Below are 23,987 nucleotides of genomic sequence, written 5' to 3'. Positions count from 1 at the left end.
GCTCACCGCCCGGCACCCTCCCGCGCTCACCACCCGGTGCGCGCCCGCCCGTCCCTCTGTGCGCCCCCGCACCGGCGGCCCCGCGCCCCCGACCCCGCGCCTCCTGGCGCCGTCAGTCGCGTTCCCGGGCCTTCCGGAAGCGGGCCAGACCGTCCGCGAGGTCGACGATCGGTTCGGGGTAGTCCAGCGCGGCCCGGTCCAGGCCCTGGAGCTTCCACGGCTCGTGCACCGACTGCCTTGCCACGTCGGCCAGCTCCGGTACCCACCGCCGGACGTAGGCTCCGTCGGGATCGAGGCGCCTGCCCTGGGTGACGGGGTTGAGCACCCGGTTCGGGCGGGTGTCAGTGCCGGTCCCCGCCATCCACTGCCAGTTGAGCTGGTTGTTGGCGACGTCGCCGTCGACCAGCAGGTCCAGGAAGTGCCGGGCGCCGACCCGCCAGTCGACGTACAGCGTCTTGACGAGGAAGCTCGCGGTCAGCAGGCGGCAGCGGTTGTGCATCCAGCCCTCGTCCCGCAGCTGACGCATCCCCGCGTCGATCACCGGGTAGCCGGTGCGGCCCTCCCGCCAGGCCGCCACCTCCTCGCGCGCCGTGCGCTCGGACCGCCAGCGGTCCCGCTTGGTGCGGTAGTCGTCGGTGGCCGACTCCGGGCGCGCCGCGAGCACCTGGCGGTGGAAGTCGCGCCAGGCGAGCTGCCGTACGAACGCCTCCGCGCCGGGACCGCCCGCGTGGCGCGCCCGATGGACGAGCTCGACGGGGGAGAGGGTGCCGAAGTGCAGGTGCGGCGAGAGCCGGGAGGTCGCGTCGCCGCCGAGGTCGTCGCGGCCGTCCTCGTAGCCGGCGACACCGGAGCGGAGCCAGGACGCCAGCCGTTTCCTGCCCTCCGTCTCGCCGCCGTCCGGCAGGCCCGGCGACACCCCGGCGGGGCCGCCGCGTTCGGGCACCTCCTCGGAGCCGACGCCGTCCGGGACCCGCACGGCGCGCGGCGCGCCGAGGGTGTCCCGCAGCGTCTGCTGCGACCAGTGCCGGAAGTAGGGCGTGAAGACGGCGAAGTGGTCCGAGGAGGCCGGGGTCACCGCGCCCGGGGCGACGGCCGTGGTCACCGTGTCGTGGACGTGCAGCCGTACGCCCTGCGCCTCCAGCGCGTGCCGCAGCCGCTCCTCACGCCGTTGCGCGTAGCCGCTGACGTCGGCCGCCAGGTGCACCTCGTCGGCGTCCGTCTCGGCGGCCACCTTGCAGACCTGCTCGACGACGTCGCCGGAGCGCAGCACGAGCCGCCCGCCGCGCTCGCGCAGTCCCGCGTCCAGGTCCCGCAGGCAGTCCGCGAGGAACGCCAGCCGGTTGGGGGCGGCGAATCCCGCGTCGTCCACGGCCCGGTCGCGCACGAACAGCGGCACGACCTCACGGGAGCCGTCGAGGGCGGCCCGCAGCGCGGGATGGTCGTGCAGACGGAGGTCGGAGGTGAACAGGACGACCGAGACGTTCATGAGGAGGGCTCCGGGTGGGTGTGGGGGGCCGTCGAGGTGCTTCCGGCCCCGGGGGTCCGGCGGATGCGCGCGTCACCCGATCGGTGCGCGCCGCCTCCCTCGGGAGGCCGGGTCCGACGCCGCGGCGGCCCGCGCGATGTTGCGGGCCATGCCGCCGAACACCACGGCGTGGAAGGGGGAGACGCTCCACCAGTACGCCTCGCCGACCAGTCCGTGCGGATGGAACAGGGCCCGCTGGCGGTACCGGGTACGGCCGTCGTCGTCCGTCTCCGCGTACATCTCCAGCCAGGCCAGACCCGGCAGCCGCATCTCGGCCCGCAGCCGCAGCAGCCGCCCGGGTTCGATCTCCTCCACCCGCCAGAAGTCCAGCGAGTCGCCGACCCGCAGCCGCGCCGCGTCCCGGCGCCCGCGGCGCAGTCCGACGCCGCCGGCCAGCCGGTCCAGCCAGCCGCGCACGGCCCAGGCCAGCGGGAAGGAGTACCAGCCGTTCTCGCCCCCGATGCCCTCGACCACGCGCCACAGCGCCTCCCGCGAGGCGTCGACCGTGCGTTCGCGCTCGTCGGTGTACAGGCTGCCCCCGGCCCAGTCCGGGTCGGTGGGCAGCGGGTCGCTCGGCGCGCCGGGCACCGAGGCGGACGACCACCGCGTCGTCACCTTCGCCTCGCGCACCCGCGTCAGGGCCAGCCGGACCGCCTTGTCGAAGCCGAACGGATGCCCCGGCGGGTCGGGCACGTAACGGACGATGTCGTGCTCGTGGCAGACGACCTCGTGCCGCAGCGACTCGGTCAACGGCCGGGCGATGGCCGCGGGCACCGGCGTGACCAGGCCGACCCAGTGACTGGACAGGCCCGGGGAGAGCATCGGCACGGAGACGATGAGCCGGCGCGGGAGCTGCGCGATGGTGGCGTAGCGCACCATCATCTCGCGGTACGTCAGGACGTCCGGACCGCCGATGTCGAAGGCGCGGCTGACCTCCGCGGGCATCCGGGCGCTGCCGACGAGCACACGCAGCACGTCCCGCACCGCCACCGGCTGGATCCGGGTGTGCACCCAGCTCGGGGTGACCATCACGGGCAGCCGTTCGGTGAGGTAGCGCAGCATCTCGAAGGAGACCGAGCCCGAGCCGATGATGACGGCCGCCCGCAGCACGGTGGTCGGCACCCCCGAGTCCAGCAGGATGCGGCCGACCTCCGCCCGGGAGCGCAGATGGGGCGACAGTTCCCGCTCGGGGACGTCGGCGGGCGTCAGACCGCCGAGGTAGACGATCCGTCGTACGCCCGCGGCCCTGGCCTGCTCGCCGAAGGTCCGGGCCGCCTCACGGTCGGTCCGTTCGAAGTCCGCGCCGCCGGCGAGCGCGTGGACCAGGTAGTACGCGACGTCGATGTCCCGCAGGGCGGCGCCGAGCGACACGGCGTCGGTGACATCACCGCGCACCACCTCGGTGTCGCCCACCCAGGGATGGTCGCGCAGCCGGTCGGGGGAGCGGGCCAGACAGCGCACCCGGTGTCCCGCGTCGAGCAGTTCCGGGACGAGCCGCCCGCCGATGTACCCCGTGGCGCCTGTCACCAGGCAGCGCAGTCCGGCTTCGCGGTCGTCTGCGTTCATGTGCACTCGGCCCTTTCCCGTCGCGGCCCCCGGTGATCACTCCCTCCTTCACTGACTTCCCCGCCCGGGACCGCCCCGGATGCGGCGTACGGGTGTCTATACGCTGGCCACGTGGCCACAGCGAACGACCGGGAGCAGCGCGCGCGGGACGAGCGGTCCCCCGCCGGCGCGGTGCCGACCGACCTGCACGCCTTCGCCGTCCAGTTGCGGCGGATGAACGGCGAGATCAACCGGCTGATGCAGGGCTTCGCGGGTGCGCACGGGCTGCACCCCACGGACGTCCAGGCGCTCGCGGCCATCCTGGACGCCGACGAGCCGATGACCCCCAAGCGGCTGCGCGAGCACCTCGGACTCACCTCGGGCGCCGTGACCGCGTGCGTGGACCGGCTGGAACGCGCGGGACACATCCGCCGGGTCCGGGAGAGCGCCGACCGCCGGGTGGTCCACCTGTACTACGCGGCCGACGCCCGGCCCGCGGCCCGTACGTACTTCCGCCCCCTCGCGGAGGCCACCGAGGCCGCACGGGCCCACTTCACGCCGGACGAACTGGCCCTGGTGCTGCGGTTCCTCGCGGCGATGAACGAGGAACTCTCCGGGACCACGCCGCTCGGGGGCTGACCGCGGTTCGGCCCGGTGCATCCGCGGCCCGGCCGGTGACGGAAGAGCAGGCGTCGTCTACGATCACCGGCGGCACATATATCTCAATAATTGAGATTGTTCATCATTGAGATTGCTTGCCGTCGAGATTGTCTCCCCAGAGGCACCCGCCGCCCCCTCGGAACTCGGAGAACCATGACCCCCACCCCTCGACGGGGCCGCCGGCTCGTCCGGCTCGTCCCGCTGCTCCTGGTCGCCGTGTGGCTCGGCATCGGCGGCGTCCTCGGCCCCTTCGCCGGACGCCTGGGCGAGGTCGCGACGAACGACCAGGCCGCGTTCCTGCCCCGCAGCGCCGAGTCGACCGAAGTCGTCGCCGCACAGCGGGCCTTCCGCCAGGACGAGACGCTGCCGGCGATCGTCCTGTGGACCGCCGACACCGGCGGCGGGACCGGCACCGGAGTAGGTGACCGGCGCGCGGACGCCGACCGCGCACTGGCCTCCCTGTCCGGCGTGCCCGGAGTGGTCGGCCCCGCGTCGCCCGCACTCGTCGCCGAGGACGGCGCCGCACTGGAGGCCGTGGTCCAGCTGCGGCCCGATCTCGGCGACGCACTGCCCGGCACCCTCGACCGGATCCGCGCCGCCGCCGAGCGGGTCCCCGGCAGCACGGTCCAGCTGGCCGGGCCGGCCGCGAGCCAGGCGGACCTGTCCGACGCGTTCGCCGGGATCGACGGCCTGCTCCTCGCCGTCGCGCTGGCCACCGTCCTGGTGATCCTGCTGCTGGTCTACCGCAGCTTGCTGCTGCCGCTGGTCGTCATCCTCGGCGCGGTCTTCGCGCTCGGGCTCGCCTGCGCGCTGGTGTACGTGCTCGCCGACCACGACGTGGTCCGCGTCGACGGCCAGGTCCAGGGCATCCTCTCCATCCTGGTGATCGGCGCGGCCACCGACTACGCCCTGCTCCTGACCGCCCGCTTCCGGGAGGAACTCGCCCGGCACGACGACCGGTTCACGGCCGTACGGGCCGCGCTGCGGCAGTCCTGGGGCGCCGTGGTGGCCAGCGCCGCGACCGTCGCCCTCGGGCTGCTCGCCCTGCTGCTGAGCGACCTGACCAACAACCGGGCGCTCGGACCGGTCGGCGCCATCGGTATCGGCTGCGCCGCGCTGAGCGCCCTGACGTTCCTGCCCGCGGTCCTGGTCCTGCTGGGCCGGGCCGCGTACTGGCCCGCGAAGCCCCGGGACACGGACGGCGACCGTGCCGGGATCGGGGTCTGGCACCGCGTCGCGCACCTGGTCGACCGGGCGCCGCGCAAGGTCTGGGCGGCCACCCTCGCCGTGCTGCTGGCGTGTGCCGCCTTCGCACCGGCCCTCACCTCCCGGGGCGTCCCCCTCGACGAGATCTTCGTCGCCGACGCCCCCTCGGTCGCCGCGCAGAAGTCCCTGGGCGCGCACTTCCCCGGCGGTTCGGGCAACCCCACGGTGGTCGTCGCCGACGCCGACGCCCTGAACCGGGTCGTCGCGGTGGCCCGGGACACCGAGGGCGTCGCCTCCGCCGCCGGGGTGGCGAAGTCGGGCCGCCCCGGCGGCGGCGCCCTGGTCGTCGACGGGCGGGTGCGCGTCGACGTCACCCTCGCCGCCGCGGCGGACAGCGACGCGGCGAAGCGGACGGTGGCCCGGCTGCGGACCGCGCTGCACGCGCTGCCCGGCGCGAACGCCCTCGTCGGCGGCTACACGGCCCAGCAGTACGACACCCTGCGCACCGCCGAACGCGACCGCACCCTCATCGTCCCCGTGGTCCTCGCCATCATCCTCGTCATCCTCACGGCACTGCTGCGCTCGCTGCTGATGCCCGTGCTGCTCGTGGCCACCGTGGCGCTCAACTTCCTCGCCACGCTGGGCATCTCGGCACTCGTCTTCCCGCACGTGTTCGGCTTCACGGGAACGGACGCGTCCGTACCGCTGTACGGCTTCGTGTTCCTGGTCGCCCTCGGCGTCGACTACAACATCTTCCTCATGTCCCGGGTCCGGGAGGAGTCCCTGCGGCACGGGGTGCGCCAGGGCGTGCTGCGGGGACTGGTCACCACCGGTGGGGTGATCACCTCGGCGGGCGTGGTGCTCGCCGCGACCTTCGCGGCCCTGGGCGTCATCCCACTCGCCTTCCTGGTGCAGATCGCCTTCATCGTCGCCTTCGGAGTCCTGCTCGACACCCTCGTGGTGCGCTCGCTGCTGGTGCCCGCCCTGGTCCGGGACATCGGCGCCGTGGCGTGGTGGCCGGGACGGCTGAGCCGGCGTCCCGCCGCGGTCTCCGCGGACGCCCGTCCGGTCGACGCGGCCGGGCCGGGGCGCGTGGCGCACGAGCACCCGCCGGGCTGAGCGGGGACCGTCCGGAGGCCCGGTCCGTGGTCGCCGCACATGGTCGCGTCGATCGGGGGCATGCGGTTCTCACGAGACAGACACGCACAAGAAGTCGGTGGACGAGCGAATCCGGAGGTGACCGCCGCTATGGGCGCGAAGGTGTTGCAGCGCTTTCCCGCGGGAGCACCGCGAGGCTCCTGGCCCGCGGAGGAGTACGCGGCGGCCCGCCGCGCGCAGGGCGAGCCCGCGACCGTGGTGATGGATCTGAAGTCGGACGCCTACCTCGTGGTGGTCCCCCGACACGACGACGACTGAGCACGACGACCGAGGACGACGACGGCAACTGAACACGGCGGCTGAGGACGGCGGCTGAGGACGGCGGTGCCCGACCGCGTGGGACGCACGGTCGGGCACCGCCGTCCTCGCCGTCCTCGTCATCGCCTCGCCCGTCGTATTCCGGATTCCAGCTGTTCCTGCCGCATGCCGACACCGTGCGGGCGAATTCCCGCCGGGGCGAAGGGTTTCCCCGTCGCCCGTCGTGAAACGAAATAGTCCGCGATACGAGACCGGTCAGGTTCCCCTTGACTGTCTCGAACGCTGGCTGTCACGATCGACGGCATGATGAAGCGACTGGACCTCACGCGGCGACGCCATGTCGACCTCGCGCGCGTCTCCAGCGCCTCCTGTCGCACCGCGGCCTGAACACCACTTCGCCGCGCGGCCTTTCACCGCTTTTCCGCCGCGTTCCCTTCCCTCTCTGAGCCGTCGGGCAGACCCGTGTAGCCCGCCGTTGCCCGAACGCGGAGATCACCACGCCGGACACCGCCCCGGGTGAATTCGGCGTTCCAGAATTCGCCACTGGAGTTCCGTAGGCCCGTAGGGCCCGTGAAACTCGGGCGGCTGGGCGTCGACCTCCTCCCGCTGGGCTTCCCGCACCACCACGAGGAGGTCGAGTACTTCGGCCGGCGGGTGCCGCCCCTGGTCCGCGAACTGGAGGCGCGACTCCCGGACAGCGAGCCCGCATCGCTCCCCGCGCCCGCCTGATCCGCACCGCCCGCCGCGTCCAGCGTCCCGCCGTCCCGAAAGAGGCACCATGGCCACCGTCCTGTCCGTCTCCGGCAGTCCGTCCGTCTCCTCCCGCACCAACCGCCTGCTGCGCCACCTCGACCAGCGGCTGAGCGCACAGGGTCACGAGGTGATCCCCCTCGACATCCGCACCGTCCCCGCCGAGGCACTGCTCGGCGCGGACTTCCGGCACCCGGCGATCGTCGAGGCCACCGAACTGTTTGCCCGCGCCGACGGCGTCGTCGTCGGCACCCCCGTCTACAAGGCGTCGTACTCCGGTGTCCTCAAGGCGCTCCTCGACCTGCTCCCGCAGTACGCCCTCACCGGCAAGACCGTGCTGCCGCTGGCCACCGGCGGTTCCGTCGCGCACGTCCTGGCCATCGACTACGCGCTGCGGCCGGTGCTCAGTTCCATGGGTGCGACGCACATCGTGCCGGGCTGGTTCACCCTCGACACGGACATCACCGTGCACGAGAACGGCTCGCTGACCGTCGCCCCCGGCGCGGCGGAGGCACTCACCCAGGTCGTCGACCAGTTCTCGGCCGCGCTGGGCCGCACCCCGCTGCTGGCCGCGGCGAGCTGAGCCCATGAGCGCCCATGTCATCAGCGACGACGCCGAGGCCGTCGCGGTCGCGACGGCCCTGGCCGACGAGTTCCGCGCGGGCGCCTCGGAGCGCGACCTCGCCCGCAGGCTCCCGCGCGCCGAGGTGGACCGGTTGTCCGCCTCCGGGCTGCTCGCCGTCACCGTGCCCGCCGAGCACGGCGGCGCCGACGTCCGCGCCCGGACCCTCGCGGAGATCTTCCGGCTGCTGGGCTCCGCCGACGGCAGCCTCGCCCAGATCCCGCAGAGTCACTTCGCCTACGTCAACGTGATCCGTCGCCAAGGCACCCCGGAGCAGCGGAAGTTCTTCTTCGCCGAACTGCTCGCCGGGCGCCGCTTCGGCAACGCCCAGTCGGAGGCGGGTACCCGGCACGTCCAGGACATCCGCACCCGCCTCGCCGCGCGGCCCGACGGCTCGTACGTCCTCACCGGCGTCAAGCACTACTGCACCGGTGCCCTGTTCGCCGACTGGATCCCCGTACTGGCCCGCACCGAGGACGACCTGCTGCACGTGGCGTACGTGCCGCGCGACGCCCCCGGCCTCACGGTGGCCGACGACTGGGACGGCATGGGCCAGCGCACGACCGCCAGCGGAACCGTCCGGCTCGACGGTGTACCGGTCCCCGCCGACCGCGTCCTGCCCCATCACCTCACCTTCGAGGGGCCGCAACTGCATGGCGCGGTGGCCCAGTTGCTGCACGCGGCGATCGACGCGGGGATCGCCGGGGGAGCGCTCACCGAGGCCGCGCGGTTCGTACGGACGAAGAGCAGGCCGTGGTTCGAGAGCGGTGTCGAGACCGCCGCCGAGGACCCCCTGCTCATCCAGCGGTTCGGTGAACTCGCCGTGCGGGTAAGGGCGTCAGAGGCGTTGCTGCGGGAGGCGGCCCGTGCCGTGGACGCGGCGCACGCCGACCTCACCGACGACACGGCGGCCGAGGCGTCGATCGCCGTGGCCGTCGCCAAGGTCCAGGCCGCGCTCACCGCGGTCGAGGTCGCCGACGCGCTGTTCGAGCTGTCGGGTACCCGCTCCGCGCTCAACTCCCTGAATCTGCACCGGCACTGGCGCGACGCCCGCACCCACACCCTGCACGACCCGACCCGCTGGAAGATCCAGCACATCGGCCGGTACGTGCTCAACGGAACGAAACCGCCCCGCCACGGCCTGCTCTAGCCGAACGCGGCCGGAACGCGGACCGGCCACGGGCCGCCGTGAGCCGCCGCGGCCGACCGTCCCGATCGGAGACCCCACGTGTCCCTCACCTTCCACTGGTTCCTGCCCACCAACGGTGACAGCCGCCATATCGTCGGCGGCGGCCACGGCACCCCGGCGACCGCCTCCGGACGGGACCGGCCGCCGACGGTCGCCTATCTGAGCCAGATCGCCCGTGCCGCCGAGGACCTCGGCTTCGTCGGCGCGCTGACCCCCACCGGCGCCTGGTGCGAGGACGCCTGGCTCACCACCGCGATGGTCAGCCAGCACACGGAGCGCCTCAAGTTCCTCGTCGCATTCCGTCCCGGCTTCGTCTCGCCCACCCTCGCCGCGCAGATGGCCTCCACCTACCAGCGGCAGACCGGCGGACGACTGCTCCTGAACGTCGTCACGGGCGGCGAGAGCCACGAGCAGCGCGCCTACGGCGACTTCCTCGACAAGGACGCGCGCTACCGCCGTAACGGCGAGTTCCTCTCCGTCGTACGGGAGTTGTGGGAGGGCGGGACCGTCGATCTGGTCGGCGAGCATCTCCGGGTCGAGGACGCGAGGCTGGCGCGGGTGCCGGATCCAGTACCCGAGGTGTACTTCGGCGGGTCCTCGCCGGTCGCCGGTGAGGTCGCCGCCCGGTACGCGGACGTCTATCTCACCTGGGGCGAGCCGCCCGCGCAGGTCGCCGAGAAGATCGCGTGGATCAGGGCGCTGGCCGCGCGGGAGGGCCGCACCCTGCGCTTCGGCATCCGGCTGCACGTCATCACCCGGGACACCGCCGAACAGGCCTGGGCGGAGGCGCACCGGCTGCTCGACGGCTTCGACCCGGAGACGGTGAGGTCCGTACAGGCCGGGCTGGCGCGCAGCGAGTCCGAGGGGCAGCGGCGGATGCTGGCGCTGCACGGCGGCGGCCGCGACGGACTGGAGATCCACCCCAACCTGTGGGCGGGCATCGGACTGGTCCGCGGGGGCGCGGGCACGGCGCTGGTGGGCAGCCACGCGGAGGTCGCCGAGCGGATCCGGGAGTACGCGGCGCTCGGCATCGAGGAGTTCGTGCTGTCCGGCTATCCGCACCTGGAGGAGGCGTACTGGTTCGGGGAGGGAGTGCTGCCGAGGCTGGCCGCGGACGGTGTGTGGCGTCATCCGGCCGCACAGGCCGCCGAGCCGGCCGTGCAGGTGCCCTTCGCCTCCTGAGCGGCCTTCAGTCGGCCGCCCGGCCGGCCAGCGCGTCCAGATGCGCCCGCCGGGACTGTGCCGTCTGGCCCTGGACCAGCAGGAACAGGCCCTCCCTGGCGAGGCGTTGGGCCTTGCTGGTCAGGGCCATCGCGCGCCCGCCGCCGGCCACCACCGCCGCCGTGGTGGCCGCCCGCAGCACCTCGAACGCCCGCGTCCTGAGGGCGAGCCGGTCCGTCAGATGCTCGTGCGCCAGGGGATGGTCGGCGAGGTCGTAGGCGAGGCGCCGCACCTCCTCGAGACGGGTGCGCAGCGGGCCCGCGGTGTCCTCGTCCAGCAGGTCGAGCGCCGCCCGCGCGACCCCGAACACCGCGGGTGAGGCGTTCACCGCCTTCGCCCGGTCCGTGGCGGCCCACCGGTCGTAGGGCGCGCACAGGACCACGGCCTCCTCCGGCAGCCACAGGCCGTCCAGCTCCAGGGACACCGTGCGCGCGGCGGTGAGCGCCGCCAGCCGCATCGGCGGCGACGCCCGCAGGCCCGGCTGCTCCCGCGCCTCGACGAAGGCGAACAGCGCCTCGTCCTCGTCGGTCACCCCTGCCAGCAGCATCACGTCGTTCAGGCCCCACCCCGTGTACCAGGGCACGCTCCCGTCGAAGCGCCGGCCGCCCCGCTCCCGGGTGACCCGCACCGGCGTCCGCGGATGGGCGCGCAGATGCGCGTACGCCACCCCGGACAGCAGTTCCCCGGCCGCCAGCGGTCCCAGCAGCCGCTCACGCACCGGAAGCTGCGACTTGGCCAGGGTCAGCACCGGCGTGTGGTGCTGCGTCTGCACGAACCAGGTCGAGCAGCACGCCCCGGCGAGGATCTCCGCCGTCTCCCGCACCACGGCGCCGGGTGCCGCCGAGCCGCCGTACTCGCGCGGCGCGTTCACCCCGAGCAGCCCCGAGCGTTTGACGGCCTCGACATGGCTCGCGGGCACGCCCTCCTGGTCGACGCGCTCGGCGTGCGGGGCGAGGAGGTCGTCCGCGAGACGGCGGGCGCGGCTGACGAGCGGGTGCGGTGCGTCGGTCATGCGGAAGATTCTTCCGGTGTCGTGGCGCGGGATGTCGTTCCGCCCGGCCGCCGTTCGTGTAGGAGGTGGGACAACGCCCGACGTCCAGGAGGCCGTCATGAAGTACTACCTGCTCAGCGTGATCACACCCACCGACGGAGAACCCCCGTCGCCCGAGGGGATGGCGGAGATCGGCCGCAACCTGGAGGTCTTCCACCAGGAACTGCGCGAGGCGGGCGCCTGGGTCTTCGCGGGCGGACTGCACGGCACGGAGACGGCCACCGTGCTGCGGCCCGCGGACGGCGACGTCCTGGTCACCGACGGGCCGTACGCCGAGGGCAAGGAGTACCTGGGCGGCATCTGTCTGATCAAGGCACCCGACCTGGACGCGGCCCTGCACTGGGGCCGCCGGGCGACCTGGGCCACCACCCTCCCCATCGAGGTGCGCCCGTTCCTGGGCGAGGCCTGATGCCGCTGGACGTCGAAGCCGTCTTCCGCGCGGAGTACGGGCGCGCAGTGGCCGTCCTGGTCCGCTTCCTCGGTGACATCGACCTCGCCGAGGAGGCCGTCCAGGACGCCTTCGCCACGGCGGTACGACGCTGGCCGGAGACCGGCGCGCCACCGAGCCCGGCGGGCTGGATCATCACCACGGCCCGCAACCGGGCCGTCGACCGGCTGCGGCGCGAGTCCACCCGGGACGCCCGCCAGGCCGAGGCGGCCCGGCTCCACGCCCTCGATCCGCCCGCCGAGGAGGGGCCCGTGCGCGACGACCGGCTCCGGCTGATCTTCACCTGCTGCCACCCCGCGCTCGCCCCGCGGGCCCAGGTGGCGCTGACCCTGCGCCTGCTCGGAGGCCTCGGCACCGCGCAGATCGCGCGCGCCTTCCTGGTCCCCGAGCCGACGATGGCCCAGCGACTGGTCCGCGCCAAGGCCAAGATCCGCGACGCCCGGATCCCGTACCGGGTGCCGCGCGACGCGGACCTCCCCGACCGGCTGAAGGGCGTCCTGGCCGTCGTCTACCTGATCTTCAACGAGGGGTACACCGGGGATCCCGCCCTGTGCGCCGAGGCGGTGCGCCTGGGCCGGCTCCTGGCGGCGCTGATGCCGGACGAACCCGAGGTCACCGGGCTGCTCGCGCTGATGCTGCTGACCGAGTCCCGTCGGCCGGCCCGCATCGGCGCCGAGGGCGCGCTGGTCCCGCTGCCCGAGCAGGACCGCACCCGGTGGGACCGCGAGCTGATCGCCGAGGGGCAGGATCTCGTCCGCCGCTGCCTGCGCCGTGGCCGCCCCGGCCCGTACCAGATCCAGGCCGCCGTGAACGCGGTGCACAGCGACGCGCCGACCGCCGCCGCCACGGACTGGGGACAGATCCTGCGGCTCTACGACCAGCTGACCGCCCTCGCCCCCAGCCCGGTCGTCGCCCTGAACCGGGCCGTCGCGGTCGCCGAGGTACGGGGCCCCGGTCCGGCGCTCGACCTGCTGGACGGCCTCGGCCTCGACAACTACCACGTCTTCCACGCGGTCCGCGCCGACCTGCTGCGCCGCCTGGACCGGCCCGCCGAGGCCGTCAGGGCGTACGAGGCGGCGATCGCGTTCACCGCGAGCCCGGCGGAACGCGCGCACCTCGAACGCCGACGCGCGGAACTCGAACGCGCGATGTGACCAAGAGTCCCGGAACGTGATGGCCGCCGGTGCCGCCGCCCGCCCGTCCCACCGCTTCCGTTCCACTCCGCTTCCGGCCTGCCGCCGGCCGGTGTGTGCCAGACTCCGCCGATGACCTCACGGACGATCACCGCAGATGCCGCGGGCAGCCGGCCACTCGGCGACCTGTCCGTCCGTCGCATCGGCTTCGGCGCGATGCGGCTGACGGGCAGCGCGGCCTTCCACCACGGCGTCCCCAGCGACCGCGGCCGCGCCCTGGCCGTCCTGCGCAAGGCCGTCGAACTCGGCGTGAACCACATCGACACGGCCGCCTTCTACTTCTCCTCGCTGCGCTCGGCCAACGAACTGATCAACAGCGCGCTATCCCCGTACGCCGACGACCTCGTCATCGCCACGAAGGTCGGCCCGTTCCGTGACCACGCGGGCGCGTGGGGCCCCGCGGCCCGGCCCGAGGAACTGCGCGGCCAGGTCGAGGAGAACCTGCGCCAGCTGGGCCGCGACCACCTCGACCTCGTCTATCTGCGGCGTATGCGCCAGGACTCCGTCGCCGAACACTTCGGCGCGCTCGCCGAGCTGCGCACGGCGGGCCTGGTGCGGCATCTCGGACTCTCCGACGTCGCACCCCGGCATCTGGCCGAAGCGCTGGCCATCGCCCCGGTGGTGAGCGTGCAGAACCGGTACGGCCTGGACTTCCACGAGCCCGCGACCGACGAGATCCTGCGGCTCTGCGGCGAACAGGGCATCGCCTTCGTGCCGTTCTTCGCCATCGCCGGGGACGGCGGCGCCCGGGGCGCGGCCGGCGCGCACGACGAGGAGGTGCTCGCCGTCGCCCGCGCGCACGGCGCGAGCCCCGCCCAGGTCCGCCTCGCCTGGACCCTGCGTCAGGGTCCGCACGTCCTCGCCATCCCCGGCACCGGCGACCCCGACCACCTCGTGGAGAACGTGGCGGCGGGCGCTCTGCACCTGACGGACGAAGAGGTGCGCCGGCTCGACGCGCTGCGGCGGACGTCCGGCTGACCGGGACGGCGCGACTCTGCCCCGTTCGAAGAGGCGTCCCGGCCGACGTGACGGAGGCGCTTGCGCGGGTGTTTGGCATGCGCCGGGTTTTACGTATAACCTCACCCGTCAATCACCCGTACCGGAAGGCCCCGATGACTCGCATCGCCCTGGTCACCCTCGTCGTCGACGACTACGACGAGGCGATCCGCTTCTATACCGAGGCGCTCGGATTCCGCCTCGTCGAGGACGCCCCGCGCCCGGACGGATCCCGCTGGGTCGTCGTCGAACCCGGGACCGGGGGAGCGGGCACCGGGCTGCTGCTCGCCCGGGCCAAGGACGACGCACAGCGCGGCCGGGTCGGCGACCAGACGGGCGGGCGTGTGGGCTTCTTCCTGCACACCGACGACTTCGCCCGCGACCACGCCCGGATGAGCGCCGCCGGCGTGACCTTCCTGGAGGAGCCGCGCCACGAGCCGTACGGCTCGGTCGCCGTCTTCCAGGACCTCTACGGCAACCGCTGGGACCTGCTCCAGCCCGCCGTCCAGTAGGCCGTCCCCGCCCTCCAGCGGCCCGTCCGGCCCGCCCCGGCCGTGCAGCGGCAGTTCCGCCCGCCCGCGCGCGCCCACGTTCCGCCCGGCCGCCGCGCCACCTCGCTTCACCCGGCCGCGCGCCGTCGCTTCACCCGGCCGCGCGCCACCTCGTTCCGCCCGTCACAGAAAGACCGCCCATGACCGCCGCCCGCCCTGACGTCGACACCCTCCGCCGCCTCCCCAAGGTCGTGCTGCACGACCACCTCGACGGCGGTCTGCGCCCCGCCACCGTGGTGGAGCTCGCGGCCGAGGTCGGCCACACCCTGCCGACCACCGACCCCGACGCGCTCGCCGCCTGGTACTACGAGGCCGCCAACTCCGGCGACCTGGTCCGCTACATCGCCACGTTCGAGCACACCCTCGCCGTGATGCAGAACCGCGAGGGCCTGCTGCGCACCGCCGAGGAGTACGTCCTCGACCTGGCCGCGGACGGCGTCGCTTACGCGGAGGTGCGCTACGCGCCCGAGCTCATGCTCAACGGCGGACTGACCCTGCCCGAGGTCGTCGAGACCGTGCAGCAGGGCCTCGCGGCCGGCATGGCCAAGGCCGCGGCGGCGGGCACCCCGGTCCGGGTCGGCACGCTGCTGTGCGGGATGCGGATGTTCGAGCGCACCCGTGAGATCGCCGACCTGGTGGTGGCGTTCCGCGACGCCGGCGTCGTCGGCTTCGACATCGCCGGCGCCGAGGACGGCTTCCCGCCCGCCGACCACCTGGCCGCCTTCGAGCACCTGCGCCGTGAGAGCGTGCCGTTCACCATCCACGCCGGCGAGGCCCACGGGCTGCCCAGCATCCACCAGGCCCTCCAGGTGTGCGGCGCCCAGCGCATAGGCCACGGCGTGCGCATCACCGAGGACATCGTCGACGGCAAGCTCGGCCGGCTGGCCGGCTGGGTGCGCGACCGCCGTATCGCCCTGGAGATGTGCCCGACGTCCAACCTCCAGACCGGCGCCGCCACCTCGATCGCCGCACACCCGATCACGGCGCTGAAGGACCTGGGCTTCCGGGTCACCCTCAACACCGACAACCGTCTGGTGTCCGGCACGACGATGACCCGCGAGATGTCGCTGCTCGTCGCGGAGGCGGGCTGGAGCGTCGAGGACCTGCGCACGGTCACGGTGAACGCCGCCAAGAGCGCGTTCCTCCCGTTCGACGAGCGCAAGGCCCTCATCGAGGACGTCGTCCTGCCGGGCTACGCCGCCGCGCTCTGAATCAGCCCCCGGACGTACGCGGCCTGTCCGACGTGCTGGAGATCGTCGGACAGGACGCTGACCAGCCGCACGCCCAGGGTGACCGGCGGATCCCAGCGGGTGTCGACGACGCGCTCCAGGTCCTTGGCGGCCAGGGCGCGCAGGGCCCGGAGGCTCTGCTCGTGCACGGCGTCGTAATAGCCGGTCAGCAGGTCGCCGGAGTCGACGCGCACCTCGGCGACCTGCGCGGAGGAGTGCCCGTAGCCGATGTCGCCGCGCGGCAGGTCGAGGCCGAAGCGTTTCTCCCACTCCTTGGACACCCACACCTGGTCCAGGTCGAAGGCGTCGGCCACATGGTCGTCCTGGACCCGGGCGAGGTGCCAGACCAGCCACGCGATGGAGTTGGCGTCCGGTCCGGGGCGCGCGTTGAGGTCGTCGGGGCCCAGCCCGTCGACCACGGCGTGGACCTCTTCCCGGATACGGTCGTACGCGTCGATGAGGACGTCCCTTGCTTGCATACGTCCACCATCGCGCAGCCCGCGCTCACGCGCTCCCCGTTTCGCCGCCTGTCTCCAGCAGCGCCATCAGCGCCCGTGCCGCGGGACTGGTGGCCTGCGGGGACGGCAGCAGGGCGACCGTCTCGTACACCGCCTCGCCGGTGCCCTCCAGCGGCAGCGCGGTGAGCGACTCGCGCTTGTGCCGGAAGTGGCGGGGCACGACGGCGACACCGAGGTTCTCGTCGACCAGGTCGAGCAGACTGTGCACGTCGTTCACCTCCAGCGCGACGCTCCGGCGCACCCCGGCCGCGGCCAGCGCGGCGTCCGTGGCGCGGCGCGAGCCCCAGTCCGGGTGGAAGTCCACGAAGACCTCGCCGCCGACCTCACGCGGCGTCACCGCGGCACCGGCCGCGGCCAGCCGGTGGTCGGGGTGGCACAGCAGCGTCATCGGCTCACCGGCCAGCGACACGGAACGCAACTGGTCGCCATCCGCCTCCGTCCGGTAGGCGAACGCCAGGTCCAGCCGCCCCGCCGCCACCTCCTCGGCCAGCGCGCCCGACCCGGTCTGACGCAGCTGGATCTCCACGTCGGGATGGCGCCGACGGAAGGTGGCGAGCAGCGACGCCACGTTCACCCCGGCGATGCACTGCTCGGTGCCGAGCGCCAGCGTGCCGCGCAGCACGCCCTGCACCGCGGCCACCGCCTCGTGCGCGGACCTGACCTGGGCCAGGATCCGCTCCGCCTCGGCGAGGAGCGCCCGCCCCGCCTCGGTCAGCGTCACCCGGCGGGTGGTGCGCACGAACAGCGGGGCCCGCAGTTCCCGCTCCAGGGCCCGGATCGAGGCCGACAGACCGGACTGGGACACCAGCAGCCGCTCGGCGGCCCGGGTGAAGTGCTGGTCCTCGGCGACGGCGACGAAATGCTGGAGATGACGCAGTTCCATGATTGAGAAGCGTATCCGCTGAATTCCATCGGATTCTTCTGTTGGACCACTGCCCGCGGAGCGAGCGAGAGTAGGTACGGGTTCCCTGAACCTGATCGCCTGTGCCAACCCTGATGGAGTCGCGTTGTACACCGCACACCCCGACCGTTACGCGGACATGCCCTACCGGCGCACCGGACGCAGCGGCCTCAAGCTCCCCGCGCTGTCGCTCGGACTGTGGCACAACTTCGGCCCGGACCGCCCGGTCGAGAACCAGCGGGCCATCCTGCGCCGCGCCTTCGACCTCGGCGTCACGCACTTCGACCTGGCCAACAACTACGGGCCGCCGCCCGGTGCCGCCGAGTCGGCGTTCGGCGAGGCGCTCCGGGCGGACCTCGCGCCCTACCGCGACGAACTGGTCATCTCCACGAAGGCCGGCTACCTGATGTGGCCGGGCCCCTACGGCGAGTGGGGCTCCCGCAAGTACCTGCTGTCCTCGCTCGACCAGAGCCTGTCCCGGATGGGCCTGGACTACGTCGACATCTTCTACTCGCACCGCCCCGACCCGGAGACTCCGCTGGAGGAGACGATGGGCGCGCTGCACACGGCGGTCCAGCAGGGCAAGGCGCTCTACGTCGGCCTCTCCAACTACTCCGCCGAGCAGACCCGCGAGGCCGCGCGCATCCTCGGCGAGCTGGGCACCCCGCTGCTCATCCACCAGCCGCGCTACTCGATGCTCGACCGGCGACCCGAGGACGAGGGTCTGCTGGACGCGCTCGACGAGCTCCAGGTCGGCTCCATCGTCTTCTCCCCGCTGGAGCAGGGCCTGCTGACCGGCCGCTACCTCGACGGCATCCCCGAGGGTTCGCGGGCCGCGGGCGGCAGCCCCTTCCTGAACTCGGACGCGGTCACCGAGGACCTCGTGGGCCGGCTGCGCGCCCTCGACGAGATCGCCAAGTCGCGCGGCCAGACCCTGGCCCAGCTGGCCCTGGCCTGGGTCCTGCGCGGCGGCCGGGTGACCTCCGCCCTCGTCGGCGCGAGCAGCGCCCAGCAGGTCGAGGACAGCGTCGGCGCGATCCGCAACCTCGACTTCGACCCGGAGGAGCTGGCGCGCATCGACGCGGCCATCAAGGGCTGAGCCACTCCGCGCCGGTCACCACCTGACCGACACGACAGCCGTCCCGGTACGGCGGCCGTCGATAGCCGGTCCGCTCCGATCGGCACGACGGCCGTCGGCATCCGGATCCGTCCGGATGCCGACGGCGTCCGGAGCCGTCCGTGTGGGCCGCATCCCGGCCGATCCGCCGGCCAGGGGGCTCGGGGTCGGTCCGGCGGTGGCGATTGTCGCCTCCGGAGCCCCGTCGGCCGTCGTGGCCCCGAGTCGCGGTGGTCCTCGCTGTGGTTCGAGCTCTGTGATGTTCAGGCTGTCGTGAGGCGTTCGCTCTCGTGCCAGAGGCGGGTGGCGGCCTCCGGGTCGACGGCGTACCAGAGGACGCCGCTGGTCTCCGCTCCCGCCCGCCAGGCGGCTTCGTCCGCCGCGGCGACCAGCGGGCTGATGTCGCTGTTCTCGCAGTACACCCCGCCGAGCCCGGTCAGCAGGGGACTCGTGGCACACCAGACGCTGGTCGCCGCGCCCTGCGGGACGGTCTTGAGCTGCCGGGCGGGGTCCCGCACGGGACGCCCCTCCTCGTCGACGGCGCCGGCCGCCCGGACGGTCTCGTCGGGCACGTGCTTGGCGAGCCCCGTCTCGATGATCGTGCCGGGGTGCACGGCGAAGGCCCGCACGTCGTCCGCGCGGCCGCGCCGGTCCAGCTCGACGGCGAACAGGGAGTTGGCGGTCTTCGACTGGCCGTACGCGGCGAAGGGCTCGTACGGGCGGTGCTCGAAGTGCAGGTCGTCGAGGACGACGGGGGAGAAGCGGAAGCCCCGCGAGGACAGCGCCACCACGCGTGCCCCGCCGGCCGCGACCAGCGCGGGCCACAGCCGGGAGACCAGTTGGAAGTGCCCCAGGTGGTTCGTGGCGAACTGGGACTCGTAACCGCGGGCGTCCCGGGCCAGCGGGGTCGCCATGATGCCGGCGCTGTTGACGAGGATGTGCAGCGGGCGGCCGGACGCCAGGAACCTCTCGGCGAAGGCGTCGACCGACGCGGGGTCCATCAGGTCCAGCGGCTCGACCTCGGCCCCCTCGACGGCCTTCAGGGCGGTCCGGGCCCGGTCGACGTCCCGCGCGGGTACGACGACCTCGGCGCCCGCGGAACGCAGCACGCGGGCCGTCTCCAGCCCGATGCCGGAATAGCCTCCTGTGACGACGGCGACCTTGCCGGAGAGGTCGACGCCCTTGATGACGTCGTCCGCGGTGGACGCGGGGCCGAAGCCGGAGAGAAGCGGCTGCTGGGCAGTGGCCATGGTCGGGGACTCCTTGCTGGTGAGCTGGACCGACGCGTCGGGCGGACGCGCTCGATCGGTGATCCGGAGGGAGGGGTCGCTCACCGGTCGGCCGACGGCCGAGGCGAGCTCTCCGGACCACCGTAGATCCGCCTGTCCGGACGATGAATGCTTGAGAGTCCGCACTACTTGCGTGATAGTTCAGGCATGTCCGTGGATCCCCTCTCCGACGCCCTCGCGGTCGCCGACGCCCGCTGTGTGTTCTCCGGCGGCTTCACGGCCGGTGGCGCGTGGGCCATCAGGCTCCGGGGGCGGGACAGGCTCAAGGTCAACGCCGTGGTGCGGGGCAGTTGCCTGCTCGTCCCCGAGGAGGGCGGGGAGTCCGTCGTGCTCACGGAGGGCGACGTCGTCGTCTCCGACGGCAGACGTTCCTACGTCCTGTGCAGCGACCCGGGCCTGGAGCCGGTGGACGCGGGCGAGGTCCACGTGGATCCCCGCGACCGCATGGCGCACCTGGGTGACGGCGAGACCGTCGTCTGCGTCTCGGGCCACATCGATGTCAGCCGGGACAGCGGTGACCTGCTGCGCCGGGCCCTGCCGCAGCTGATCCACGTCCGGGCCGGCGCGGCCGAGGCGCCGGTGCTGAGCTGGCTGATCGGACACCTGCTGGCGGAGATGACGGCGGGCCGGGCCGGCGGCGAGTTCGCCTCGGACCAGCTCGCCCAGCTGCTGTTCGTCCAGGTGCTGCGGGTCTGCCTCGCGGACTCCGACGGGCTGCCCGCGGGGTGGCTGCGCGCCCTCGCCGACGAGCGGCTCGCCCCGGCCCTGCGCCTTATGCACGGGGAGCCGGAGCGGCCGTGGCAGCTGGAGGAGCTGGCCCGGGCGGCGGCGATGTCCCGCACCACCTTCGCGCTGCGCTTCAAGGACGCGGCCGGGGTGCCGCCGCTGACGTACCTCCTCAACTGGCGCATGAGCCTGGCGGCGCGGGCCCTGCGGGAGGAGGAGACCCCGGTGGCGGCACTCGCCCGGTCGGTGGGCTACACCTCCGAGAGCGCCTTCAGCAACGCCTTCAAGCGCACGGTCGGTATCGCTCCGCGGCGCTACCGGGAGGCGTCGCGGAACGGCGCGGTCCGGGACTGACCGCTCCATCCGGCGGCCGGCCATCGGAAAACCCGTTCACCTGTTTTTTTCTCCCGCGGACGTCCGCGATCTCGTGACGGACGATGTCAGCGGCAGGGGAAATCCGTCTCCATCGAGGTCGTACGGGCTGGTCAGGATCCGGATTTCGATGATTGCAATCCGGTGCGATCGACCATGCCCGGGTCCCCCGGAAAGGTCGATTACCTCGCGCGTAATAGCGGCGATCAACCCACCCGTCACGTTTCGGCCAATAGCGACCGCGAATATGCCAAGAGAGTGGCCGGAAAGTCATGGTGACAGTGTTTCAGTAGTCAACATACTCGAATGTCAAGGGCAGTTCATCGCACAGGAGCCGCACGGAAAGCGAGGCCCGACCGGCAAGCGACAGACGCGACGGGGGAGTGAACCGTGCACGACGAATTCCTGTGCCATGTCACCGCGTACGGCGTGTGCGACGGACGGCGTATCGGCGTACCGCTCGGTACTTATCGGGCGCCCACCCTCGCGCTGGCCCTGTGGTGGCTGCGCGACCGGGCCTCCTGGATCGCCGAGCGGCTCGACCCCAGTCCGGAGAGCCCCCACTTCCCGTCGGGCGCGCTCGTCCCGGTCGCCGCGAGCGCGCCCGACGTGCCCGCGCTGCTGCGGAGCTGGTGCGCCGACGTGGACCGGCAGGAGTCGGTCGCCGAGGAGCTGGCCGGCGGCCGGCTGGTGCGGATCGCCACCAGCGACGACACCACCGAGTACGAGCTGCTCGCCGAGTCCGTCGACGCGCTGCGGATGCAGCGGGCCGCCCCGGCGCTGGTCATGCCGGTCGGCTGACGTCCGGCCGGGCCCGCACACCGCCGCCACGAGCCCTCGACCAGGCACCGTCCGCGGTGCCCGGAGCCCGGTCCGCGGCGTATGTCCGAAGAGGGACAGCGGTTACGGGGAGTGCGATGCGCGGCTCGGGGTACGAGCACAGGTGCAGCAGCGTCCGGCCAGTCCGGCTTCCGAGAGAGAAACGCATGACCAAGCACCTGGGCGGGGCAGTGATACCGACTGGTTTCGATGTACCCGTGGAACCTCTACGACGGGCGACCCACTTCACCGGCGAGCCCGGATGCATAGCGGAGGCCCGGGCTTTCGCCGCCCTCTTCCTCGAGCAGCTGCGCACCGAGTGGTGCGCCACGATCGGCGAGCGCACCAGCGGCGCGCTGCTCCTGGTGGTGAGTGAGCTGGTCACCAACGCGGACCGGCACAGCAACGGGCCGTACATCCTGGAACTGGAGGGCACGGACGCCGCGGTGACGGTGAGCGTCTACGACAGCAGCGCCGCCCTGCCCCTGCGTTTTCCCCGTGACCCCGAGCGCGTCGGCCGGCACGGACTGGAGATCGTGCACGCGCTGGCCGCACAGGTCAGCGCCGAGCGCGTACCGGTCGGCAAACGCGTGTGCGCCGTACTGCGGCTGACCGCGACTTGAGCCGCGCCGCGGAACGACCGGGCCGCACCCCGTACGGGCCGCGGTCCGTCCCCCGGATCACGCCCCGTCCGCCGGACCAGGCGTGGTCCCCCCGATCAGGCGCGGTCCCCCGGATCAGGCGTCGTCCACATCACCCAGCATGCCCTCGCGCAGTCGTGTGATGATCCGCTTGATCAGGCGGGACACATGCATCTGGGTACAGCCGAGCCGTTCGCCGATCTCCGCCTGGGTGGCCTCCTCCACGAACCGCAGGTGCAGGATCCGGCGGTCGCGTTCGCCGAGCCCGGCCATGAGCGGGGCGAGCGACTGGAAGTCCTCGACGAGCCGGAGACCGTCCTCCTCCACGCCGATGAAGTCGGCGAGGACCGCCTCGCCGCGCTCGGTCCCCTCGCCGGTGAGCGCGGCGTCGAGGGACGTGGAGTGGTAGCCGTTGGAGGCTATCTGCGCCTCGACCACCTCGGCGTGGGAGAGGTTCATCAGGGTGGCGAGTTCCGCCACCGTCGGCTCCCGGTCCAGCCGTCCGGCGAGCTCGTCGCGCGCCCTGGCCAGTTCGACGCGCAACTCCTGGAGCCGCCGCGGCACATGCACCGCCCAGGTGGTGTCCCGGAAGAACCGCTTGATCTCGCCGACGATGTACGGCACCGCGAACGACGTGAACTCCACCTCGCGCGCCAGCTCGAACCGGTCGATGGCCTTGATCAGACCGATCATCCCGGTCTGGACGACGTCCTCCATGTCGTCCCCGCGCCCACGGAACCAGCCCGCCGCGAACCGCACCAACGACATGTTCATCTCGATCAGGGTGTTGCGCGCGTACTGGTACTCGGGCGTGCCCTCGTCGAGCTCCGCCAGGCGCCGGAAGAACGGGCGGGACAGCTCCCGCGCGTCGCGGGGAGCCACGCTCCGCGGGTCGCTGACCCCCGGCAGCGGTCCCTCACCCGTGCCGGTCGCGGCGCTCTCCTCGGCGCGTCCCGCCTCCGAGCGGATCACGACGGTGGACATGGCCGACCCCTCCCACGAAAGTGACGGTCGCCCGTCTGCCTCCTCGGCCGCCCGCACAGCGAGACACCGGCGGCCCCCTCGGCACTTCGCGTACCCGGGGGACGGCGGCACATGCGCACGATGTGCGAGGGAGGTGGAAATTCGATGACGGTCATGGGAATCCGGGCCGGATCGCCGGACGGGTCGGCCAGTGGGCGCTCAGCCGCGCGTAGCCGTGATCAGCTCATGGAGGTAGCGCTTGGTGACGCGGCCGTCGTAGCGCGACTCGATCAGCTGCCGGATGCACGTCAGCAGACCCCGGCGGGCGGTCGCGTCGAGGGCCCGGTGGTTCGAGTAGGTCAGCAGGACGTCGAGGTACTCGTCGGCGGTGTAGGTGAGGTCCTGGGTGTGACGGTGGACCGTGAGGTCCGAGAGGCGTGGCTCCCGCTCCAGTTCACCGGTGTCCGTGGCGATGTCGGGCGCGTCCCGCAGGCGCAGGTCCGGCGGGGTGTCCGGGTCCCAGCGTTCGTAGCAGCGCTGGGCGCGGGCGAAGAAGTCCACCGTGCCGCCCGCCGCGTGGTGCGTGGTGACCAGCGCGAACAGCCCGCCCGGCCGCAGGGCGTCGGCGACCCGGGACACCCGCCGCGCCGGGTCGAGCCAGTGGAACGCGGTCGCGCTCACCACCAGGTCGAAGGCTTCCCGGGGCACGTCCCACCGCTCGAAGTCCGCCACCACCACGTCCGCCGACGGGAACTTCCGCAACCGGCGCCGGGCCACAGAGGCCAGGGCGGGGCCCAGCTCCACCGCCGTGAGCCGGCAGCCGAACCCGGCCAGCGGAACGGTCAGCTGCCCGGTGCCGGGACCGATCTCCAGCACCCGGCTGCCCGGTCCCAGCCCGGCCGCCCGAGCCAACTCCCCGACCAGGGACCGGGGATAGCGCGGCCGGACCCGGTCGTAGAGCTCCGCCACCTCGTCGAACGTGTCACGCAGCACCGATGGCCCTTCCCTTCCGTCCCAGCCCTAGCGGTCCTGGCCAGTG

Annotated in this window: 24 protein-coding genes and 1 pseudogene; 17 read left to right on the top strand and 8 right to left on the bottom strand. The window is 73.1% G+C overall.

Annotation, left to right across the window (positions count from 1 at the left end):
* Positions 1–112: 112 nt before the first annotated feature.
* Positions 113–1,486: a cryptochrome/photolyase family protein gene (locus tag ACWCQK_RS14485; RefSeq protein ID WP_451155445.1), complete on the bottom strand. Its 1,374-nt coding sequence runs from the start codon at positions 1,484–1,486 to the stop codon at positions 113–115.
* A 72-nt stretch (positions 1,487–1,558) separates the two neighbouring features.
* Positions 1,559–3,091, bottom strand: coding sequence for an SDR family oxidoreductase (locus tag ACWCQK_RS14480; protein WP_451155444.1), 1,533 nt, complete (start codon positions 3,089–3,091; stop codon positions 1,559–1,561).
* 111 nt (positions 3,092–3,202) lie between these two features.
* Between ACWCQK_RS14480 and ACWCQK_RS14475 the strand changes: the two genes are divergently transcribed.
* From ACWCQK_RS14475 to ACWCQK_RS14440, 8 genes and pseudogenes are all read left to right on the top strand, one after another.
* Positions 3,203–3,709 (top strand): MarR family winged helix-turn-helix transcriptional regulator, encoded by a 507-nt coding sequence (locus ACWCQK_RS14475; RefSeq protein ID WP_451155443.1) that lies wholly within the window; start codon positions 3,203–3,205, stop codon positions 3,707–3,709.
* A gap of 174 nt (positions 3,710–3,883) precedes the next feature.
* A complete protein-coding gene (locus tag ACWCQK_RS14470; protein WP_451155442.1) occupies positions 3,884–6,055 on the top strand; it encodes an MMPL family transporter in 2,172 nt (723 codons plus the stop codon).
* Between the two features lie 129 nt (positions 6,056–6,184).
* Positions 6,185–6,352 carry a hypothetical protein gene (locus ACWCQK_RS14465; RefSeq protein ID WP_451155441.1) on the top strand — a complete coding sequence of 56 codons (168 nt, stop codon included), beginning with the start codon at positions 6,185–6,187 and terminating at the stop codon, positions 6,350–6,352.
* 303 nt (positions 6,353–6,655) lie between these two features.
* Complete coding sequence (locus ACWCQK_RS14460) at positions 6,656–6,739, top strand: putative leader peptide (protein ID WP_451155700.1); 84 nt, start codon at positions 6,656–6,658, stop codon at positions 6,737–6,739.
* 195 nt (positions 6,740–6,934) lie between these two features.
* A pseudogene (locus ACWCQK_RS14455) lies at positions 6,935–7,081 on the top strand (dimethylsulfone monooxygenase SfnG); the annotation flags it as partial.
* A gap of 49 nt (positions 7,082–7,130) precedes the next feature.
* Entirely contained in the window at positions 7,131–7,685 is a 555-nt protein-coding gene (gene ssuE, locus ACWCQK_RS14450; protein ID WP_451155440.1) for an NADPH-dependent FMN reductase, read from the top strand.
* A gap of 4 nt (positions 7,686–7,689) precedes the next feature.
* Positions 7,690–8,874 carry an SfnB family sulfur acquisition oxidoreductase gene (locus ACWCQK_RS14445; RefSeq protein ID WP_451155439.1) on the top strand — a complete coding sequence of 395 codons (1,185 nt, stop codon included), beginning with the start codon at positions 7,690–7,692 and terminating at the stop codon, positions 8,872–8,874.
* A 78-nt stretch (positions 8,875–8,952) separates the two neighbouring features.
* Positions 8,953–10,095, top strand: coding sequence for an LLM class flavin-dependent oxidoreductase (locus tag ACWCQK_RS14440; protein ID WP_451155438.1), 1,143 nt, complete (start codon positions 8,953–8,955; stop codon positions 10,093–10,095).
* A 7-nt stretch (positions 10,096–10,102) separates the two neighbouring features.
* On the opposite strand, the gene ACWCQK_RS14435 is transcribed toward ACWCQK_RS14440, so the two are convergent.
* On the bottom strand, positions 10,103–11,146 hold the full coding sequence (locus tag ACWCQK_RS14435) for an acyl-CoA dehydrogenase family protein (protein WP_451155437.1): 1,044 nt from the start codon (positions 11,144–11,146) through the stop codon (positions 10,103–10,105).
* 97 nt (positions 11,147–11,243) lie between these two features.
* On the opposite strand from ACWCQK_RS14435, the gene ACWCQK_RS14430 reads away from it, so the two are divergent.
* From ACWCQK_RS14430 to ACWCQK_RS14410, 5 genes are all read left to right on the top strand, one after another.
* Positions 11,244–11,594, top strand: a complete 351-nt coding sequence (locus tag ACWCQK_RS14430) for a YciI family protein (RefSeq protein ID WP_451155436.1) — start codon at positions 11,244–11,246, stop codon at positions 11,592–11,594.
* On the top strand, positions 11,594–12,787 hold the full coding sequence (locus ACWCQK_RS14425; protein WP_451155435.1) for an RNA polymerase sigma factor: 1,194 nt from the start codon (positions 11,594–11,596) through the stop codon (positions 12,785–12,787). The genes ACWCQK_RS14430 and ACWCQK_RS14425 overlap by 1 nt, the downstream gene beginning before the upstream one ends.
* A 111-nt stretch (positions 12,788–12,898) precedes the next feature.
* The gene (locus tag ACWCQK_RS14420; protein ID WP_451155434.1) at positions 12,899–13,804 is read left to right on the top strand and encodes an aldo/keto reductase; all 906 of its coding nucleotides are present in this window, start codon (positions 12,899–12,901) and stop codon (positions 13,802–13,804) included.
* Positions 13,805–13,938: 134 nt separating this feature from the next.
* Complete coding sequence (locus ACWCQK_RS14415; protein WP_451155433.1) at positions 13,939–14,334, top strand: VOC family protein; 396 nt, start codon at positions 13,939–13,941, stop codon at positions 14,332–14,334.
* Positions 14,335–14,513: 179 nt separating this feature from the next.
* Complete coding sequence (locus tag ACWCQK_RS14410; RefSeq protein WP_451155432.1) at positions 14,514–15,584, top strand: adenosine deaminase; 1,071 nt, start codon at positions 14,514–14,516, stop codon at positions 15,582–15,584.
* On the opposite strand, the gene ACWCQK_RS14405 is transcribed toward ACWCQK_RS14410, so the two are convergent.
* Entirely contained in the window at positions 15,566–16,081 is a 516-nt protein-coding gene (locus tag ACWCQK_RS14405; RefSeq protein ID WP_451155431.1) for a mycothiol transferase, read from the bottom strand. The two genes, ACWCQK_RS14410 and ACWCQK_RS14405, sit on opposite strands and share 19 nt — an antisense overlap.
* A gap of 25 nt (positions 16,082–16,106) precedes the next feature.
* Positions 16,107–17,003, bottom strand: a complete 897-nt coding sequence (locus ACWCQK_RS14400; RefSeq protein ID WP_451155430.1) for a LysR family transcriptional regulator — start codon at positions 17,001–17,003, stop codon at positions 16,107–16,109.
* A 124-nt stretch (positions 17,004–17,127) separates the two neighbouring features.
* Between ACWCQK_RS14400 and mgrA the strand changes: the two genes are divergently transcribed.
* Positions 17,128–18,120 (top strand): L-glyceraldehyde 3-phosphate reductase, encoded by a 993-nt coding sequence (mgrA, locus tag ACWCQK_RS14395; RefSeq protein ID WP_451155429.1) that lies wholly within the window; start codon positions 17,128–17,130, stop codon positions 18,118–18,120.
* 281 nt (positions 18,121–18,401) lie between these two features.
* Here mgrA and ACWCQK_RS14390 read toward each other — a convergent pair whose 3' ends face one another.
* The gene (locus ACWCQK_RS14390; RefSeq protein WP_451155428.1) at positions 18,402–19,388 is read right to left on the bottom strand and encodes an oxidoreductase; all 987 of its coding nucleotides are present in this window, start codon (positions 19,386–19,388) and stop codon (positions 18,402–18,404) included.
* A gap of 186 nt (positions 19,389–19,574) precedes the next feature.
* Here ACWCQK_RS14390 and ACWCQK_RS14385 point away from each other — a divergent pair, with 186 nt between their 5' ends.
* The 3 genes from ACWCQK_RS14385 to ACWCQK_RS14375 all read left to right on the top strand — a co-directional run bounded on the left by ACWCQK_RS14385 (position 19,575) and on the right by ACWCQK_RS14375 (position 21,967).
* Entirely contained in the window at positions 19,575–20,507 is a 933-nt protein-coding gene (locus tag ACWCQK_RS14385) for an AraC family transcriptional regulator (RefSeq protein WP_451155427.1), read from the top strand.
* 408 nt (positions 20,508–20,915) lie between these two features.
* Positions 20,916–21,326, top strand: a complete 411-nt coding sequence (locus ACWCQK_RS14380; RefSeq protein ID WP_451155426.1) for a hypothetical protein — start codon at positions 20,916–20,918, stop codon at positions 21,324–21,326.
* Between the two features lie 185 nt (positions 21,327–21,511).
* Positions 21,512–21,967 (top strand): ATP-binding protein, encoded by a 456-nt coding sequence (locus ACWCQK_RS14375; RefSeq protein WP_451155425.1) that lies wholly within the window; start codon positions 21,512–21,514, stop codon positions 21,965–21,967.
* Between the two features lie 114 nt (positions 21,968–22,081).
* On the opposite strand, the gene ACWCQK_RS14370 is transcribed toward ACWCQK_RS14375, so the two are convergent.
* Positions 22,082–22,969, bottom strand: coding sequence for an RNA polymerase sigma factor SigF (locus ACWCQK_RS14370; RefSeq protein WP_451155424.1), 888 nt, complete (start codon positions 22,967–22,969; stop codon positions 22,082–22,084).
* A 198-nt stretch (positions 22,970–23,167) separates the two neighbouring features.
* Positions 23,168–23,941: a class I SAM-dependent methyltransferase gene (locus tag ACWCQK_RS14365; RefSeq protein ID WP_451155423.1), complete on the bottom strand. Its 774-nt coding sequence runs from the start codon at positions 23,939–23,941 to the stop codon at positions 23,168–23,170.
* Positions 23,942–23,987: the final 46 nt, after the last annotated feature.

The sequence above is a fragment of the Streptomyces sp. NPDC002306 genome (assembly GCF_053593435.1).
This window is presented reverse-complemented; position numbering and strand designations above follow the sequence as displayed.

Bases quoted from the DNA above. Each gene is read 5' to 3' on its own strand.
- ACWCQK_RS14485 (WP_451155445.1), bottom strand. From the start codon at position 1,486: ATGAACGTCTCGGTCGTCCTGTTCACCTCCGACCTCCGTCTGCACGAC.
- ACWCQK_RS14480 (WP_451155444.1), bottom strand. From the start codon at position 3,091: ATGAACGCAGACGACCGCGAAGCCGGACTGCGCTGCCTGGTGACAGGC.
- ACWCQK_RS14470 (WP_451155442.1), top strand. From the start codon at position 3,884: ATGACCCCCACCCCTCGACGGGGCCGCCGGCTCGTCCGGCTCGTCCCG.
- ACWCQK_RS14465 (WP_451155441.1), top strand. From the start codon at position 6,185: ATGGGCGCGAAGGTGTTGCAGCGCTTTCCCGCGGGAGCACCGCGAGGC.
- ACWCQK_RS14460 (WP_451155700.1), top strand. From the start codon at position 6,656: ATGATGAAGCGACTGGACCTCACGCGGCGACGCCATGTCGACCTCGCG.
- ssuE (WP_451155440.1), top strand. From the start codon at position 7,131: ATGGCCACCGTCCTGTCCGTCTCCGGCAGTCCGTCCGTCTCCTCCCGC.
- ACWCQK_RS14445 (WP_451155439.1), top strand. From the start codon at position 7,690: ATGAGCGCCCATGTCATCAGCGACGACGCCGAGGCCGTCGCGGTCGCG.
- ACWCQK_RS14435 (WP_451155437.1), bottom strand. From the start codon at position 11,146: ATGACCGACGCACCGCACCCGCTCGTCAGCCGCGCCCGCCGTCTCGCG.
- ACWCQK_RS14430 (WP_451155436.1), top strand. From the start codon at position 11,244: ATGAAGTACTACCTGCTCAGCGTGATCACACCCACCGACGGAGAACCC.
- ACWCQK_RS14425 (WP_451155435.1), top strand. From the start codon at position 11,594: ATGCCGCTGGACGTCGAAGCCGTCTTCCGCGCGGAGTACGGGCGCGCA.
- ACWCQK_RS14420 (WP_451155434.1), top strand. From the start codon at position 12,899: ATGACCTCACGGACGATCACCGCAGATGCCGCGGGCAGCCGGCCACTC.
- ACWCQK_RS14415 (WP_451155433.1), top strand. From the start codon at position 13,939: ATGACTCGCATCGCCCTGGTCACCCTCGTCGTCGACGACTACGACGAG.
- ACWCQK_RS14410 (WP_451155432.1), top strand. From the start codon at position 14,514: ATGACCGCCGCCCGCCCTGACGTCGACACCCTCCGCCGCCTCCCCAAG.
- ACWCQK_RS14405 (WP_451155431.1), bottom strand. From the start codon at position 16,081: ATGCAAGCAAGGGACGTCCTCATCGACGCGTACGACCGTATCCGGGAA.
- ACWCQK_RS14400 (WP_451155430.1), bottom strand. From the start codon at position 17,003: ATGGAACTGCGTCATCTCCAGCATTTCGTCGCCGTCGCCGAGGACCAG.
- ACWCQK_RS14390 (WP_451155428.1), bottom strand. From the start codon at position 19,388: ATGGCCACTGCCCAGCAGCCGCTTCTCTCCGGCTTCGGCCCCGCGTCC.
- ACWCQK_RS14385 (WP_451155427.1), top strand. From the start codon at position 19,575: ATGTCCGTGGATCCCCTCTCCGACGCCCTCGCGGTCGCCGACGCCCGC.
- ACWCQK_RS14375 (WP_451155425.1), top strand. From the start codon at position 21,512: ATGACCAAGCACCTGGGCGGGGCAGTGATACCGACTGGTTTCGATGTA.
- ACWCQK_RS14370 (WP_451155424.1), bottom strand. From the start codon at position 22,969: ATGTCCACCGTCGTGATCCGCTCGGAGGCGGGACGCGCCGAGGAGAGC.